Annotated in this window: 10 protein-coding genes; 9 read left to right on the top strand and 1 reads right to left on the bottom strand. The window is 67.0% G+C overall.

Annotated features, from left to right (window positions below; translation table 11 throughout):
* Window positions 1-8: 8 nt before the first annotated feature.
* A complete protein-coding gene (locus PSm6_RS04200; protein ID WP_265169632.1) occupies window positions 9-1,208 on the bottom strand; it encodes a CaiB/BaiF CoA transferase family protein in 1,200 nt (399 codons plus the stop codon).
* A 332-nt stretch (window positions 1,209-1,540) separates the two neighbouring features.
* Here PSm6_RS04200 and bacA point away from each other — a divergent pair, with 332 nt between their 5' ends.
* The 9 genes from bacA (at window position 1,541) to PSm6_RS04155 (ending at window position 16,437) form a co-directional block, all read left to right on the top strand.
* Window positions 1,541-2,161, top strand: coding sequence for a biofilm formation regulator BacA (gene bacA / locus PSm6_RS04195; RefSeq protein ID WP_265169631.1), 621 nt, complete (start codon window positions 1,541-1,543; stop codon window positions 2,159-2,161).
* 14 nt (window positions 2,162-2,175) lie between these two features.
* Window positions 2,176-2,871, top strand: a complete 696-nt coding sequence (locus tag PSm6_RS04190) for a PspA/IM30 family protein (protein WP_043240230.1) — start codon at window positions 2,176-2,178, stop codon at window positions 2,869-2,871.
* A gap of 61 nt (window positions 2,872-2,932) precedes the next feature.
* Window positions 2,933-3,562 carry an OB-fold-containig protein gene (locus PSm6_RS04185; RefSeq protein ID WP_043240232.1) on the top strand — a complete coding sequence of 210 codons (630 nt, stop codon included), beginning with the start codon at window positions 2,933-2,935 and terminating at the stop codon, window positions 3,560-3,562.
* A 37-nt stretch (window positions 3,563-3,599) separates the two neighbouring features.
* Window positions 3,600-5,678 carry a flotillin family protein gene (locus PSm6_RS04180; RefSeq protein WP_043240236.1) on the top strand — a complete coding sequence of 693 codons (2,079 nt, stop codon included), beginning with the start codon at window positions 3,600-3,602 and terminating at the stop codon, window positions 5,676-5,678.
* Window positions 5,679-5,754: 76 nt separating this feature from the next.
* Complete coding sequence (locus tag PSm6_RS04175) at window positions 5,755-5,994, top strand: hypothetical protein (RefSeq protein ID WP_021217061.1); 240 nt, start codon at window positions 5,755-5,757, stop codon at window positions 5,992-5,994.
* Window positions 5,995-6,077: 83 nt separating this feature from the next.
* Window positions 6,078-11,330, top strand: a complete 5,253-nt coding sequence (locus tag PSm6_RS04170) for a DNA repair ATPase (RefSeq protein ID WP_265169629.1) — start codon at window positions 6,078-6,080, stop codon at window positions 11,328-11,330.
* Window positions 11,331-11,379: 49 nt separating this feature from the next.
* Complete coding sequence (locus PSm6_RS04165) at window positions 11,380-12,069, top strand: phospholipase D-like domain-containing protein (protein WP_021217059.1); 690 nt, start codon at window positions 11,380-11,382, stop codon at window positions 12,067-12,069.
* Window positions 12,070-12,351: 282 nt separating this feature from the next.
* Window positions 12,352-15,081: an AAA domain-containing protein gene (locus PSm6_RS04160; RefSeq protein ID WP_265169628.1), complete on the top strand. Its 2,730-nt coding sequence runs from the start codon at window positions 12,352-12,354 to the stop codon at window positions 15,079-15,081.
* A gap of 180 nt (window positions 15,082-15,261) precedes the next feature.
* Entirely contained in the window at window positions 15,262-16,437 is a 1,176-nt protein-coding gene (locus tag PSm6_RS04155; protein ID WP_043240245.1) for a GGDEF domain-containing protein, read from the top strand.
* Window positions 16,438-17,140: the final 703 nt, after the last annotated feature.

Below are 17,140 nucleotides of genomic sequence, written 5' to 3'. Positions count from 1 at the left end.
GCTGCGGTTCAGATGGCGCCTTCCTTGCGCAGGGTGTCGATGCGTCCCGCGTCGTAGCCGAGACCGGCGAGCAACTCGGCGGTGTGCTCGCCCAGCTCCGGGCCGACCCATTCGGCCGAGCCCGGCGTCGCCGAGAGCTTGGGCACGATGCCGGGCATGCGGAAGGGCTTGCCGTCCGGCAGGCGCGCCTGGAGGAACATCTCCCGGGCGATGAATTGCGGGTCGTTGAACATGTCTTCGGCGGAGTAGATGCGGCTGGCCGGCACCTCGGCGCGGGTCAGGGTCGCCAGCACTTGGTCCAGGGGCAGCGAGCCCACCCAACGGTCGATCACCCCGTAGAGTTCGTCGCGGCGCGCATCGCGGCCATCGTTGCTGGCCAGGCTCGGGTCGGTGGCCAGGTCCTCGCGGTCGATGGCCAGCATGAAGCGGCGGAAGATCGCATCGCCGTTGGCGCCGATCTGTACGTGGCGGCCGTCGGCGCTGGTGTGGATGGAGGAGGGGGTGATGCCGGGCATGATGTTGCCGCTGCGCTCGCGGATGAAGCCGAACACGTCGAACTCCGGGACCATGCTTTCCATCATGGCGAACACCGCCTCGTACAGCGCCACGTCCACCACTTGGCCCTGGCCGCCGTTGACCTCGCGGTGGCGCAGCGCCATGAGCGCGCCGATCACGCCCCAGAGCGCGGCGATGGAGTCGCCTATGGAGATGCCGGTGCGCACCGGCGGGCGGTCCTCGAAGCCGGTGATGTAGCGCAGCCCGCCCATGGATTCGCCCACCGCGCCGAAGCCCGGCTGGTCCTTCATCGGCCCGCTCTGGCCGAAGCCGGAGAGGCGCACCATCACCAGCTTCGGATTCAAGGCGTGGATCACCTCCCAGCCGAGGCCGAGCTTCTCCAGCACGCCGGGGCGGAAGTTCTCGATAAGGATGTCCGCCTCGCTCAGCAACTGCTTGAGGATGGCGATGCCGTCGGGGTGCTTGAGGTTGAGCGTCAGCGACTTCTTGTTGCGCGCCTGCACGAACCACCAGAGCGAGGTGCCCTCGTACAGCTTGCGCCACTTGCGCAACGGGTCGCCGCCATCGGGGGATTCGACCTTGATCACCTCGGCACCGAACTCGGCGCACAGGCGCGAGGCGAAGGGGCCGGCGATCAGGGTGCCGAGTTCGATGACTTTCAATCCGGCGAGGGGCTTGGCGAGGGTATCCATGGCACATCCGTGGGGCAGGGAAAAATCCCGCGTAGCCTAGACCATTGCCCCGTTGCAGTGCAGCCGTCCGCCGGCTGCTTTTTCGTGAAACACGTCGGTCTTCGGTCCCTGTCCGCTTTCCAAGGGCCCGTCACGGGGTTCTAATCCCTGGCGATACCCATCGCGCACATCGGAAACCAGGGACAGGTACTCATGCTCGGCGCTCATCCCCACACCCTTCCAGAACCCTCCGGACCCGCTTCGGGGCCTAGTGCTGCGCGCCTTTTGCAGGGTCTCGCAAATATCACATGTGATGTATTGAAAGCTTACATGTGATGAATTATTCTGCGCCCATGCAAAACAAGTCATCCGCCCATTACCAACGTTTGTTCCGCCAGCGCCTGCGTGATCAGGGGCTGGTGAAAAAGGAAGTCTGGATACTGCCGGAGAACGCCCAGGCGCTTCTGGCGGTTGAACGCAAGCTGCGCCAGCCCCAGCCAGGGCCGGTCAATCTGGAAAAGGAGGGGGTCATGGAAATGCCTCAGATCTGGAATGCGCGTGCGCTCTGCGAGGCCTTGGCCGCGACCGAGCTCTTCACCTCTGGCGATGCCGGCATCGAGCTGATCGAAGGCGCCGAGCCGAGCTTGCACGTCACCATGCATGAATACGGCGACCTGCCGCTGTTCGTCGCCCTGCACGGTGAGCAGATCATCGTCGAGGCGCTGCTCTGGCCGCAGAGCGAAGTCACCGACCTGGTGGCCTTCAACGAAGAAGTGCTGCTCAGCCGCCAGCTGTTCCCGCTTTCCAGCATCGGCCTGGAGACGCTGCCCGGCGGTGAGCGTTGCTACACCATGTTCGGTGCCCTGAGCGCCACCTCGATCCTGTCCAACGTGGTCTACGAGATCGAAACCCTCGCCAGCAACGTGATTCGGGCCACCGAAGCCTACGAAGCCTATCTGAAGGCTCAGGCCTGACCTGGAGGATGCACATGAACGTTTGGAGCAAGCTGCTGGCCGCCCTGCGTGGCGGTGTCAACGAAGCCGGTGAGGCCATTGTCGACAGCCAGGCCCTGCGTATCCTCGACCAGGAGATTCGCGATGCCGACCTGGAGCTGCGCAAGTCCAAGGAAGCCCTGGCCGAGATCATGGCGCGGCAGAAACTGGCCGAGGACCGTGCCGGCAAATGCGCCGCCAAGGTAGGCGAGTACGAAGCCTACGCGCTGAAGGCCCTGGAAGCGGGCAACGAAGCCCTGGCCAAGGAAGTGGCGGAGAAGATCGCCAACCTGGAGAACGAACTGCTTGTGGAGCGCGAGCAGGTCGCCGGTTTCGCCGCCAACGTTGCCCAGTTGCGCAAGGCGGTGACCCAGGCCGAAGGCAACATCAAGCATCTGAAACAACAGGTGGATACCGTCAAGGCCACCGAGAGCGTGCAGAAGGCGCAGATGGCCGTGGCCCAGCGCTACAGCGGCTCGCAGACCAAGTTGCACACTGCCGTCGAATCGCTGGAGCGCATCAAGCGCCAGCAGGCCGAGCGCGCGGCGAAACTGGAGGCGGCAGCCGAACTGGCCGCCACCAGCAGCCCGGACGATGACCTCGATGCCAAGCTGCGTGCAGCCGGCATCGTCGCCGACGGCACCAGCGCCGACAGCGTGCTGGCCCGCCTGAAGGACAAGGGCAAGTCCTGATTCACCGTTGAACGGGCGGGGCCGCTCGGCTCCGTCCAGCCTTTTCAGGGATAGGAAAGCGATGGACATCTTCCTGCAGACCGCACTGTCGTTCCCCACCGTGCTATTCAGCTTCCTGCTGTGCCTGGCCATCATCTACTGGGCGATCGTCGCGCTCGGGCTGGTGGAGGTCGACCTGCTGGACGTCGAGGCCGACTCGCTGCTCGCCGGCGATGGCGTCGCTGCCCTGCTGTCGAAGCTCAAGCTCAACGGCGTACCGGTCACCCTGGTGCTCAGCCTGCTGTTCGCCGGCTCCTGGTTCCTCAGTTATTTCGCCGAACTCCTGGTCCTCAGCCACCTGCCCCTGGGCCTCCTGCGCTACCCGCTGGGCCTGGTGGTGGCCGTCGTTGCGCTGGGCCTGTCGCTGCCCGTGGCGGCGCTCATCTGCAGCCCGCTGCGGCCGCTGTTCCACAAGGCGGAGGCCGTCACCAGCAAGAGCGTGCTCGGCCAGACCGCGGTGATCCGCAGCGGCCGCGTCACCCTGGAGCATGGCGAAGCCGTGCTCGAAGACGGTGGCGCCGGGCTGATCCTCAAGGTCCGCGCCGAGGAGGCCAAGGGCTTCAAGCGTGGCGACCGCGTCGTATTACTGGAATACCTGGAGGCGCAGCACGCCTATCGGGTCATCACCGAGGACGAATTCCGGGGCATCTGACCCGGTGCGCCTCAGCATCAAAGGAGAGTGATTGCAAATGAACAACATCGAGTGGGTGATGCCCTTCCTGACCGTGCTCGGACTCGTCGTCCTGTTCGTGGTCGGCATCCTGGCCCTGTTCAAGGCCTTCTACATCAAGGTTCCCCAGGGCACCGCGCTGATCGTCAACGACATGTCCTCCACGCCCAAGGTGCACTTCACCGGCGCCCTGGTGTACCCGGTCATCCACCTCAAGGAGTTCATGCGCATCTCGCTGATCACCCTGGAAGTGGACCGCCGCGCCAAGGACGGGCTGATCTGCCGCGACAACATGCGCGCCGACATCACCGTGGCCTTCTACCTGCGCGTCAATGAAACCCAGGAAGACGTGCTCAAGGTGGCCAAGGCCATCGGCGTCGAGCGTGCTTCCGACCGCGCCGCGGTGAACGAGCTGTTCAACGCCAAGTTCTCCGAGGCGCTGAAGACCGTCGGCAAGCAGTTCGACTTCGTCCAGCTGTTCGAGAACCGCCAGGACTTCCGCGACCGCATCATCGAAGTGATCGGCAACGACCTGAACGGCTATGTGCTCGAAGACGTCGCCATCGACTACCTGGAGCAGACCGCGAAGAACTCCCTCGACCCGAGCAACATCCTCGACGCCGAAGGCATCCGCAAGATCACCGAGCTGACCGCCGCGCAGAACGTCATCACCAACGAACTGGAGCGCAACGAAGAGCTGGCGATCCAGAAGAAGAACGTCGAGACCCGCGAAGCCGCCCTGGCCCTGGAACGCCAGCAGGCCGACGCCGAGGCCCGGCAGAAGCGCGAGATCGAGACCATCCGCGCCCGCGAGGAAGCCGAGACCGCCAAGGTCAAGGAAGAGGAACGCCTCAAGGCCGAGCAGGCCCGCATCCAGGCGCAGCAGGAGATCGACGTGCGCGTCGAGAACCACCAGCGCGAAGTGGAAGTGGCCCAGCAGAACCGCCAGCGCGCCGTGGTCATCGAGGTGGAGAAGGTCACCCGGGCCAAGGACCTGGAAGTGGTCGCCCGCGAGCGCGAGGTCGAGCTGCAGCGCATCGAGAAGGAAAAGGCGCTGGAAGAACAGCGCAAGAACATCGCCAACGTGATCCGCGACCGCGTCGCCGTGGAGAAGACCGTGGCCCAGGAAGAAGAGCGCATCAAGGAAGTGCGTGAGATCTCCGAGGCCGAGCGCGCCAAGCAGGTCATCGTGCTCCAGGCGCAAGCCGAAGCCGAGCAGGAGCTGGTGCGCCAGGTCAAGCAGGCCGAAGCTGACGAAACCCGCTCCAAGCACAAGGCCGTGGAAATCAACAACCTGGCCCAGGCCGAGCTGGAAGCCGCGGCCAAGCAGGCCGAAGCCAAGAAACGCCTGGCCGAAGGCATTGAGGCCGAGCGCGCTGCGCCCGGCCTGGCCGATGCGCGGGTGCTGGAAGTCACCGCTGCCGCCCAGGAGAAGGAGGGCCTGGCCCAGGCCCGCGTGCGTGCCGAGCAACTGATTGCCGAGGCCCGTGGCGAGCAGGAAAAAGGCCTGGCCGATGCCCGCGTGCTGGAAGCCGCCGCGGCTGCCAAGGAGAAGGACGGCCTGGCCGAAGCCAAGGTCCTGGAAGAGAAGCTGGGCGCCCAGGCGCGTGGCGAGGAACAACTCGGCGCCGCCAAGGCCAAGGCCACCAAGGACCTGGGTTCGGCGGAAGCGGAAATCCTGCTGCAGCGCCTCAACGCCGAAGCCGAAGGCCTGGGCAAGAAGTTCGGTGCCCTGGATGCCCTCAGCGACAGCGCTCGCCAGCACGAGGAATTCCGCATGCAGCTGGAGAAGAGCTTCGAGGAGGCCATGGCCGCCATCGCCGCCAACAAGGACATCGCCAAGGACCAGGCCGAGGTGCTCGCCACCGCGCTGGGCAAGGCGAAGATCGAGATCGTCGGCGGCGAAGGCGACTTCTTCAACTCCTTCGCCAAGTCGCTCTCCGTGGGCAAGGCCATCGAAGGCGTGGTGGGCAAGAGCCCGGTGGTGCAGGACGTGCTCGCCCGCCTGCTCAACGGCAAGTCGGCGCCTGCCGCTGCCGTCGCCGCCCCGGCGCCCGAGCGCAAGGCCGAACCGCAGGACCCGGTCGCCGGCGCCTGACGAAGGCCTGCCTCAAACCGCCAGGCACCCGGTGCACCCGGGTGCCTGAACCCCACGAATGAACAGGGAACATGTCATGTCCGAACCCAGGGATTATCTGGAACTGTCCTTCCGCTCCATCCACTGCTTCGCCAACGATGGCCGGCTGGACGTGCACGAGCTGGGCTCGCTGCTGGCCATCGCCGAGCGTGATGGCGTGATCGATGAGAACGAAATCCGCGTGCTGAAGAAAATCATCGCGCACATCAAGCCCGAGGAACTCGACCCGGCGATGCGCGAGAAGGTCGCCGAAGTCGCCCGGAAGATCGGCGCCTAACCGCTCCACGCCCCACACCCCCAGTCCCCACCGCCGCGTGGGGGCGCCTCGCTTGCAGACAGCGCAGATTCAGGAAGACCACGATGTCGGATGCCCAAGCCGCAACCCCCGCTCAGGATGTACTGGACAAGGCCGTCGCCGAAGGCGGCGCCTACGAGGTGCTGCACAAGCGCCTGCTGGACCAGGGGCAACGCCTGCGGCAGACCACCGAGTCCCTCAACCAGAAGCGCCTGGAAGAGTTCGGCAACAGCCGCATGGAAGTGGTCGGCCGGGTGCGCATCCGCACCGAGAACAACTGCATTGCCCGCGACATCGTCCAGGTCGGCGACTGCCTGCTGTTCGGCTACAACGTCTTCATCGGCCTGAAGAAGGAGACCCACGTCGCCGACGTGTTCTCCCTCTACCGCCTGGTGGAGGAGGGCGAGGGCTACGAAGCCGAGCCGGTGCCGCTGGAGGGTTCGTTCCTCGCGGCCCAGGGCTTCGTCAACGACTTCAACGAGCTCTACACCTACTACAAGAACACCCGCCTGCTGCAGCTGGCCATCCGCGACGGCAAGCTGCTGGCGAGCTTCCAGATCGGCGAGCGCATCACCGACATCCGCGTGTTCCGCTGGTCCATCTCCGCCGACGGCCGCGATGTGCGCTACATCGACAACCGGGGCGAGCGCGACATCGCCCTGCCGGCGCCCTTCGACTTCGAATGGAAGAAGGCCACCCGCGACATGGTGGTGCAGGGGCGCTTCCCGCACCTGAACATCCTCGACACGGTGTTCGTCGAAACCATCGGCGGCGACCTCACCATCAAGGTCGAGAACAACACCGAGGACGGCCTCGGCATCTACCGCGAGGAGGTGCTCGACAAGACCCAGTCCCTCGACGATGCCCAGGTGGAATTCGCCCGCCTCGGCAGCCTGATCCTGCTCAAGGTGCTGCCCTACCGCGAAGAGCAGTGGCGCTACCTGGTGTTCAACAGCCTCACCCGCAAGGTCGAGCGCATCGACGCCATCGGCCTGGCCTGCGTCCAGCTGCCGGAAGACCACGGCATCATCTTCCCCGGTGGTTACTACCTGCAGAACGGCGAGTACAAGACCTTCGAGCAATCCATGGACGGCATGCGCTTCAAGCGTGCCGTGCGCTCGCCCAACGGCGAGGACGTGCAGTACATCTTCTACCACCCCGAACAGGGGCGGGCGGTGCTGCTCACCTACAACATGATCAACCGCCAGTTGCAGAACCCGCTGTTCGGCCATGGCTACGCGCGCCTGGAAGACGGGCGCATGGTGATCTTCGCCGCCGAGGGCGACGAGCCCACCCGCATCCACCCGATGCAGGTCTGGCAGACCCCCTTCTTCACCGAGGAATACGCTGCCCGCCAGCCGGCCCGCAGCGGCTTCCTCGGGCGCATCGGCAACGCCGAGCTGGTGCGCGGCGTCTCCGACCTCTACGACCTCAGCCGCGAGATCGAAACCCCCGCGGTCTCGGTGCAGCGCTATTCCCAGCTGTGCCAGAACACCCGCCGCCTGTTCGACGTCTACCACTGGCTCGGCAGCGACCAGCTGGAAGGCCTGGCGCCGCTGCTGCGCGAGGTGGCTGCCACCGCCGAGCTGGTGCTCGACGAATACGAGAAGGTCGAGAGCATCCGCCGCCAGTCCGACCAGGCCATGGTCGGCGCCGAAGAGAAACAGAAAGCCCTGCTCGACGGCCTGCTGCCGGACAGTTGGGACCAGGTGCAGAGCTTCGTCGATGCCCTCAACGGCATCACCGCCCAGCGCGGCCTGCTGCTGACCATCCGCGACTACCGCTACATAGACGTGGCGCGCATCGACGCCATGGAAGCCGAGCTGCTCAAGGCCCAGGAGCGTACCGCTGCCGCCACCGCCGGCTTCCTCGCCAGCGAGCAGGCGCTGCAGCCCTTCGTCGCCCGCCTGGAGGCCCTCGACGCCGAGGCGCAGAAGGCCGAAACCGTGGCCCAGCTGGCCGAGCCCCTGGCCGCGCTGCAAGCCATGGCCGCCGACCTCGACATGCTCTCCAGCCTGATGGCCTCGTTGCAGATCGACGACGCCACCCAGCGCACCCGCATCATCGAATCCATCTCCGAGATCTACGCCCGCCTCAACCAGGCCAAGGCCCGTGCAGAGCAGCGGCGCAAGGGGCTGGGTTCCACCGAGACCGTGGCCCAGTTCGGTGCCCAGTTCAAACTCTTCAGCCAGGGCATCACCAACGCCCTGGGCCAGGCCCAGGACCCGGAGCGCTGCGACGAACAGCTGTCGCGCCTGCTGGTGCAACTGGAAGAGCTGGAGAGCCGCTTCGGCGACCACGAACAGTTCCTCGGCGACATCCTTGCCAAGCGCGAAGAGCTGCTGGAAACCTTCGAGGCACACAAGCAATCCCTGCTCGACGAGCGCCAGCGCAAGGCCCAGGGCCTGCTCGACGCGGCCCGGCGCATCCTCGAAAGCCTCGGCCGGCGCACGGCGAAATTCACCCAGGCCGAAGAGCTCAACGCCTTCTTCGCCGCCGACCCGCTGATCCTCAAGCTGCGCGAACTGGCCGAGCGCCTGCGCGAGCTCAAGGACAGCGTCAAGGCCGATGACGTCGAGGCCCGCCTCAAGGGCGCCCGCGACCAGGCGGTGCGTGCCCTGCGCGACAAGACCGAGCTGTTCGAAGAGGGCGGCAACGTCATCAAGCTCGGCCCGCGCCACCGCTTCAGCGTCAACACCCAGGAGCTGGACCTGACCCTGATGCCCCGGGGCGACGAGCTGCACCTGCACCTCACCGGCACCGACTTCCTCGAACCCCTGCGCGACCCCGAGCTGGATGCCCTCAAGGCCTTCTGGCAGGTGGCGCTGGAGTCCGAATCCGCGCAGCTGTACCGCGCCGAATACCTCGCCGGGCAGGTGCTCGACGCCGCCGACGCCGGGCAGGAGAACCTCAGCCTGGACGGCCTCAAGCAACTGCTGGGGCAGCCCGACGAGCTGGCGCGGGTGATCCGCGACTTCGCCGCGCCGCGCTACAAGGAAGGCTACGAGAAGGGCATCCACGACCACGACGCCGCCGCCATCCTGGCCCAGCTGCTGCCGCTGCGCGAAAGCGCCGGGCTGCTGCGCCATGCCGCCCCGGCGCGGGCCTTCGCCAGCCTGTTCTGGGACATCCGCCGCAGCGACGAAAGCGCGGCCCAATGGCCGGAGCGGGCCCGTACCAGCCGGCACATCCAGCAGCTGTTCGGCCGCCGCGAGGGCCTGCTGCAGTTGCAGGCGGAAATCCTCGCCGCGATGCAGGCCTTCCTCGTCGAGCAGCCCCTGGGGCTGGGCGCCGCCGTCCCGGCGGAAGCCGCCGAGTACCTGGTGCAGGAACTGGCCGCCGAACGCATCGAATTCACTTTCAGCAAATACGCCCGCCAGCTGCAGGAGACGCTCAAGCTGCGCCTGCAGGGCGCGCGCATGTGGGACGACTACCAGCAGGCCCTGTCGCGCCTGGCCGAACGCCCGGCGGCGCAATGGGCGCTGGCGAGCAACTGGCTGCTTGGCCTCTGCTCGGAGGGCGAGCATGCCGCCCTGGCCGACTACATCCCCGAGGCGGTGGCCCTGTCGCTGCTGGCCGAGGACTTCCCGCGGCGCATCACCGAGGTCGACCTGCGCTTCACCGTCGGCAACTTAATGGGCGAGCACCCGCGCATCGCCGAGCGCAGCCTGCAACTGGCGGTGGATGACTTCTTCGCCCGTCTGCGTGGCCACCGCGAGGACTTCCTGCCCGGGCTGCAGCGCTACCAGGCGCTGCGCCAGGTCATCATCGGCCGCGAGCGCGATGCCCTGCGCCTGGCCGAATTCAAGCCGCGCCCGCTCAGCTCCTTCGTGCGCAACAAGCTGATCAACGATGTCTACCTGGGCGTGATCGGCGACAACCTGGCCAAGCAGATGGGCACCGTGGGCGAGAACAAGCGCACCGACCTGATGGGCCTGCTGATGCTCATCTCGCCCCCCGGCTACGGCAAGACCACGCTGATGGAATACGTGGCGCACCGCCTCGGGCTGATCTTCATGAAGATCAACGGCCCGGCCCTGGGCCACGAAGTGCGCTCCCTGGACCCGGCCCAGGCGCCGGACGCCACCTCGCGCCAGGAGCTGGAGAAGCTCAACCTGGCCCTGGAGATGGGCAACAACGTGATGCTCTATGTCGACGACATCCAGCACACCCACCCGGAATTCCTGCAGAAATTCATCTCGCTGTGCGACGGCACCCGGCGCATCGAGGGCGTGTGGAAGGGCCGCACCAAGACCTACGACATGCGCGGCAAGAAGTTCTGCGTGGTGATGTCGGGCAACCCGTACACCGAGTCCGGCGACGTGTTCAAGATCCCCGACATGCTCGCCAACCGTGCCGATATCTATAACCTCGGCGACACCCTGGGCGGCATGCAGGAAGCCTTCTCCCTCAGCTACATCGAGAACGGCCTGACCTCCAACCCGGTGCTGGCGCCCCTGGCCACCCGCGACATGGCCGATGTCTATCGCTTCGTCGCCAAGGCCGAGGGCAAGCCCTTCTCCAGCAACGAGCTGAGCCACAGCTACAGCGGCGCCGAGATCAACGAGATCACCACCACCCTGCAACGCCTGATGCAGGTGCGCGATGTGGTGCTCAAGGTCAACCAGCAGTACATCGCCAGCGCCGCCCAGGCCGACCAGTACCGCACCGAGCCGCCGTTCAAGCTGCAGGGTTCCTACCGCAACATGAACAAGATGGCGGAGAAGATCTCCGCCGTGATGAACGACGCCGAGCTGCTGCAACTGCTGGCCGACCACTACCAGGGCGAGTCCCAGTTGCTCACCACCGGCGCCGAGGAGAACCTGCTCAAGCTCGCCGAGCTGCGCGGCAACCAGAGCCCGGAACAGCTTGAGCGCTGGGCGCAGATCAAGCGCGACTTCCAGCGCAACAAGTCCATGGGCGGCAGCGACACCGACGTTGGCGGCCGCGTCGTGGCCCAGCTCAACGACCTGGTGGAAAGCGTGCGCGGCCTGGCCCGCCAGCCCGACGTGGAAGAGGCCCCGGCGGATGCCCAGGTGCCCTGGCAGGAGCTGCTCGCCGGGCTGGAGAAGCTGGTGCAGAAACCGGCCAACCTCGAGGTCGAGGTGGTCGCCCCGGCCCAGCAGGGCGTGCGCGAGGTGCTGGTCAGCCTGGCCGAGAGCCTGGAGAACAGCTTCCTGCCGCTGATCAAGGTGATGGACAAGAAGATCGACATCGACCTGCGCACCCACCACCGCATCAACGACATCTCCAACCGCCTCAACCAGCTGGGCGAGATGATGGGCGCCGGCAAGGCACCGGGTGGCGAATCGTCCTGACCCGCTGGGCTGGCCAGCCCAGCGAACAACCCGAAGAGAGGGAGGCTCCATGGATTTCGACGGACTCGACCAGCAGCTGCGTGACAGCCTGCTGGACCTGAAGCTGAGCAACGAGGAGCGCGACGAACTGCGCCAACTGGGCACTGAGCTGGGCCCGGACCAGGTGCGCTACCTGCGCAACCGCGCCTTCGACCTGGTGCGCGAGCTGGCCCTGGCCGACGCCGCCAACACCCTGCCGGCACTGAAGTGGCTGGAGCAGGTGATCAAGACCCTGGACGTCAGCGCCGCACCGGTGCGCAACATCGCCAGCGCCCACTTCAGCCCTGGCGAGGAATGCCGGCGCAAGATCCGCGAGCTGCTGCGCCAGGCACGGCAGGGCGTGGACATCTGCGTCTACACCATCTCCGACGACCAGCTCAGCAGCGAAATCCTCGCCTGCCACCAGCGCGGCATCGCCGTGCGGGTGATCAGCGACAACGAGAAGCTCTTCGACGAAGGCAGCGACATCCGCCAGCTGCAGGCCGCCGGCGTGCCCCTGCGCATCGACGACAGCCCCTTCCACATGCACCACAAGTTCGCCCTGTTCGATGGCCGCCTGTTGCTCAACGGCAGCTTCAACTGGACCCGCAGCGCCAGCACCAGCAACGAGGAAAACCTGCTGGTGATCGACAACGCGCACCTGGTCGGCAGCTACCAGGCCGAATTCGAACAACTGTGGAAACGCTACGCCCCGCGCTGATTGAGCGCGGCACCGCTCTCGTAGGATGGGTAGAGGCACGAAACCCATCAATACGGACTCCCAGGCATCACGGATGTACCAGGCTCGAAACCGCCTGCTTGTACCGGGGCGACCTAGGGGGCAGCGCGTAGGGTGGGCTTCAGCCCACCGCTTTCACCCCGCTGCCTCGACGCTCCCGAACGCCCCAATCTCGACCCCATCGCCAAAACACACACCAACCGATTCAGCCCAACCCCCTGATTCCGGCACAATGCGCCGCTGGAAACCGCCTCGGGACGCCCCATGCCGTCGATCGCGAAACGCCTGTCCTTCTACCGCGCCTGCTACCAGGCCGATAGCCGCGAACTGCAACTGGACGATGTCAGCACCTTCAAGGCCGAGCGCTGGGGCTGGCTGGACGGGCGCGAGGAACTGGCCAGCGGTGCCATGCCCTTCGCCGCGCTCTCCGCCGAGCTGGGCGAGCACCTGTTGCAACAGCAGAGCCTCTACCAGCGCGAGCTGCAGCTGATCTACGGCGTGCTGCCGGTGTGCGGCCGGCGCAGCGATGCCGAGGGCAAGGCGGTGCGCCACTGCGCGCCGCTGGTGTACTTCGAAGCGCGTCTGGAAAGCCTCGGCGAGGGCGCGCCACCGAGCCTGGCCATCGACCTGGCCCAACCCCAGCTCAACCGCCGCCTGCTGCGCCAGCTGCTCAAGGCCGATGCCGAGCAGGGGCTGGAAAGCCTGCCGCTGCCCAGCGGCGCGCTGGATGATCACTACCTGGCCGACCTGATGGCTTGGCTGCAGCGCTTCACCGTGGTCGGCGAGGTGCTCCCGGCCACCGGCTTCCCCGCGCTGGAGGACGCCGCGCCCCTGAAGAAGGCCATGGCCGCGCAACGCCTGTCGCTGCGTTCGGCGGCGCTGGTGGCCCTGGCTGAGCGTGGCGCCGGCAGCCGCGGCATCCTCCATGAACTGCAACTGCTACAGGGGGCGGAGCGTCATTCGCCGGCCCTGCGGCAGTTGCTGGGTGAAGACGCGGGGGCTGAGGCGGGCGGTGAAGTGGGCGCGACCCTCGGCACCCCCAGCCGTCCGGAAGCCCTGCCGGCCTCCCTCAGCCTGGCCCAGCGCCAGGCCCTGGCCAACGCCACCCGCTACCCCCTGAGCTTCGTCGCCGGGCCGCCCGGCACCGGCAAGAGCTACACCCTGGCCGCCCTGGCCCTCGACCGCCACCTGCAGGGCGAGAGCGTGCTGCTGGTCAGCCGCAGCCAGCAGGCGGTCACGGTGATCGCCGACAAGCTGCGCGACGACCTCGGCCTGCGCGACGGCGTGTTGCAGGTGGAGGAGCAATCCCTGCTGCGCACCCTGCGTGCGCGCCTCGACCAACTGCTGCAGGGCGAACTGCCGCCGCTGGAGGAGGGCGCCGTGGCCCGCCAGCAGCGGGCACTGAAAGACCTGCTGGAGGAAGAGGCCGCCTTGTCCCGGGCCTTCGACAAGCGCAGCCGTCAGGCCTTGCGCTGGAGCGGCCTGCTGGTGCGCGCCGAGCGCGGCACCCTGGCCTTCTGGCAACGCTGGTTGCAGGTGCCCTGGGTCGAGCGGCGGGTGCGCGGCAGCGTGCGCCACTGGCAGATACTCGACGACCTGCGCGATTGCCAGCGCCGCCGCGAGGCCCACAGCCGCCAGTACATCGACAGCCTGCGGGTGGAGCGCCTGCAACGCCTGCTGGACAGCGACCGGCAGACCTTCGTGCGCTACAACCAGGCGATCCGCGCGCGCAGCTCGCAGCGCCAGCAATCGCTGTTCGACGAGCTCGACCCGGCGCGCCTGCTCGCCGCCTTCCCCATCTGGGTGGTGAGCCTGGACGACCTGCACAAGGTGCTGCCGCTGCGCGAGGGGCTGTTCGACGTACTGGTGATCGACGAAGCCACCCAGTGCGACATCGCCAGCGCACTGCCGGCCCTGCAGCGTTGCAAGCGCGCGGTGGTGGCCGGCGACAGCCGCCAGCTGCGCCATGTGTCCTTCCTCTCCCGCGCCCAGGAGCGCCAGCTGCTGCAGCGCGCCGAACTGCCGGAGAGCGACCAGCAGGCCTGGAGCTACCGCGACAACAGCCTGCTCGACCTGGTGGGCGAGCGCCTGGCCAGCCAGCGTGCGCTGACCTTCCTCGACGAACACTTCCGTGGCCGCCCAGCGCTGATCCGCTTCAGCAACGAGGCCTTCTACAACGGCCGAATCCGGGTGATGAAGGAGCGCCCCGAGCAACTCGCCGCCGAAAGCCTCAGCCTGCACCGGCTGGAAGGCCAGCGCGTGCCGGCGGGGCACAACCCGGTGGAGGCGGAGCGTGCCCTGGCGCTGCTCGAAGAGCATGTCGGCCGCTACCGCGACAGCCAGATCAAGCCCAGCGTCGGCCTGCTCTCGCCCTTCCGCGACCAGGTGGAGCACCTGCGCCGCCTGCTCGCCGAGCGCCTGCCGGGCGAGTTGCTGGCGCAGTTCCGCGTGCGCGTGGCCACGCCCTACGGTTTTCAGGGCGAGGAGCGCGACCTGATGATCCTCAGCTTCGCCATCGACGCTGCCGGCGCCCAGGCCGCCCACTACCTCAACCGCGAAGACATGTTCAACGTCGCCATCACCCGCGCCCGCGAGCACCAGATGTTGCTGTTCAGCGGCGATGAACGGCAGCTCGCCCCCGGTCACCTGCTGCGGCGCTACCTGGAACGCCTGGAACAGGGCCAGGGCCATGACCACGGCGGCCAGGCGGTGGATGCCTTCCAGCAGCAGGTGGCGGAGGCGCTGCAAGGGCAGGGCGTGCGCGTCTGGTCCGGCTACCCGGTGGCCGGGCATTGCCTGGACCTGTTCTGCCAGCGCGGCGAGCGGGTGCTGGCCATCGACCTGATCGGCTACCCCGGCGCCAGCGAAGACGTCTTCGACCTGGAGCGCTACCAGGTCCTGGCGCGCGCCGGTCTGGAGATGATTCCGCTCAGCTATGCGGTGTGGAAGCTGCAGCCCCAGGTGGCCCTGGAGGCATTGCTGATGCGGCTGTGAATGGCGGCTGGCCATTGGCCGACGGCAGGCCGTGGCGGGCGCACACGGTTACGCGTAAAGTGCGACGCGAGTCACATTTTCATTCGCTGCCCTTTCCGGTATCACCATGCACGCCCTCGCTCGTCACTCCAGCCCGCCGACCCTTTCCGGGGCGGCGATCGTTCGCCATGGAGTGGCGTCATGGCGCTGAACATCCCCACCCTGGTGCTGGTGGACGTTTACATCCTCGTGCTGCTCGGCCTGCTGGCCGGCCGCGCCTGGCGCCGGGGCAGCCCGGAACCCACCCTCGGCTACCTGAGCCTGATGCTCCTGCTGGGTGCCCTGGCCACGGTGCTGGGCAGCCTGCGCGGGATGAACATCGACCTGGTGCCCATCCTGCTCGGCAATATCGTGCTGCAGTTCAGCTGCGCCATGAACTGGACCGCCATGCGCGTGTTCGCCGGGCGCCGCGCGCACCTGCCGGGAATACTCGCCGGGCCGCTGCTGTGGGCCGGGCTGTGCACCTTCCCGGCCTTCTACGAATCGCTGCCGCTGCGGGTCTTCGCCAGCACGGCGATGACCCTGGTCTACACCCTGCTCGCCGCGTTCGAGCTGTGGCGCGCGCGTCATGAGCTGCAGGTGTCGGTCAAACCGGCGCTGGCGCTGCACCTGATCCATTTCGTCACCTACGGCGTGCGTTTGGTGATCGACCGCGGCGTGCCCTTCCAGGCGGCGGTGGACGGACAGAGCACCGGCTTCTTCGCGGTGATGGTGTTCGAGACGCTGCTCTACGGCATCGGCATGGCCTTCGTCACCCTGGCCATGGTCAAGGAGCGCGCCGAGCTGCAGTACAAGCACGCCGCCTTCAGCGACCCGCTCACCGGCATCGGCAACCGCCGCGCCTTCATGACCTCCGGCGAGACGCTGCTCAAGGGCTGCGCGGCGCGCAAGGAATCGGTGGCGCTGCTGCTCTGCGACCTGGATAACTTCAAGCGCCTCAACGACACCTTCGGCCACTCGGCCGGGGACGAAGTGCTGATGGCCTTCTGCGCGGTGACCTCCGCGCGCATGCGCAAGCACGACGTGTTCGGGCGCATCGGCGGCGAGGAATTCGCCTGCCTGCTGAGCGATGCCGACGCCGCCACCGCCACCCTGGTGGCCGAGCGCATCCGCCGCGAGTTCGCCGAAAGCGACCTGCTCGGACCGGGCCGCCTCAGCGTCAGCATCGGCATCGCCACCTCCTCCCAGGCCGGGCACGAGCTGTACCGCCTGTTGTCCCTGGCGGACAAGGCGCTCTACGAGGCGAAGAACCAGGGGCGCAACCGGGTGGAGCATTATCACTCCGCCATTCCCACCCGCCCCGCCCGGGGCAGTTGAAAGACCGGCTGCCTGGCCATCGCGGCGTTGAAGACAGGCTCGAGTCGCATGCGTCGGGTTACGTGGCTGCCCTGTAGGGCGACCTCAGACTCGTAGGATGGGTAGAGCTCCGCGAAACCCATCAATGTGCAGTCCCAGGCATTGCCGCAGTGCCGGGCTCGACTCCGCTTGGTGGAGGTAAAAAGCGACCTCCACCCTACACGGCGGTCATGTCCCTGGGCGACTTCAGACTCGTAGGATGGGTAGAGCTCCGCGAAACCCATCAATACGGGGTCCAGGCATTGCCGCAGTGCCGGGCTCGACTCCGCTGGGTGGAGGTAAAGAGCGACCTCCACCCTACACAGCGGTCATGTCCCTGGGCGACTTCAGACTCGTAGGATGGGTAGAGCTCCGCGAAACCCATCAATGCGGGGTCCAGGCATTGCCGCAGTGCTGGGCTCGACTCCGCCTGGTGGAGGTAAAGAGCGACCTCCACCCTACACGGCGGTCATGTCCCTGGGCGACTTCAGACTCGTAGGATGGGTAGAGCTCCGCGAAACCCATCAATGCGGGGTCCAGGCATTGCCGCAGTGCCGGGCTCGACTCCGCCTGGTGGAGGTAAAAAGCGACCTCCACCCTACACAGCGGTCACGTCCCAGCGGTGGCACGAGCGCTTTGTGTAGGGGCGACTTCAGTCGCCAAGCGGCGCGCAGCGCCTGGCATA

Origin of the sequence: Pseudomonas solani (assembly GCF_026072635.1) — a bacterium.
Lineage (GTDB): Bacteria > Pseudomonadota > Gammaproteobacteria > Pseudomonadales > Pseudomonadaceae > Metapseudomonas > Metapseudomonas solani.
The sequence above is the reverse complement of the archived record's forward strand: the minus strand, read 5'-3'. Positions and strand labels throughout refer to the sequence as shown.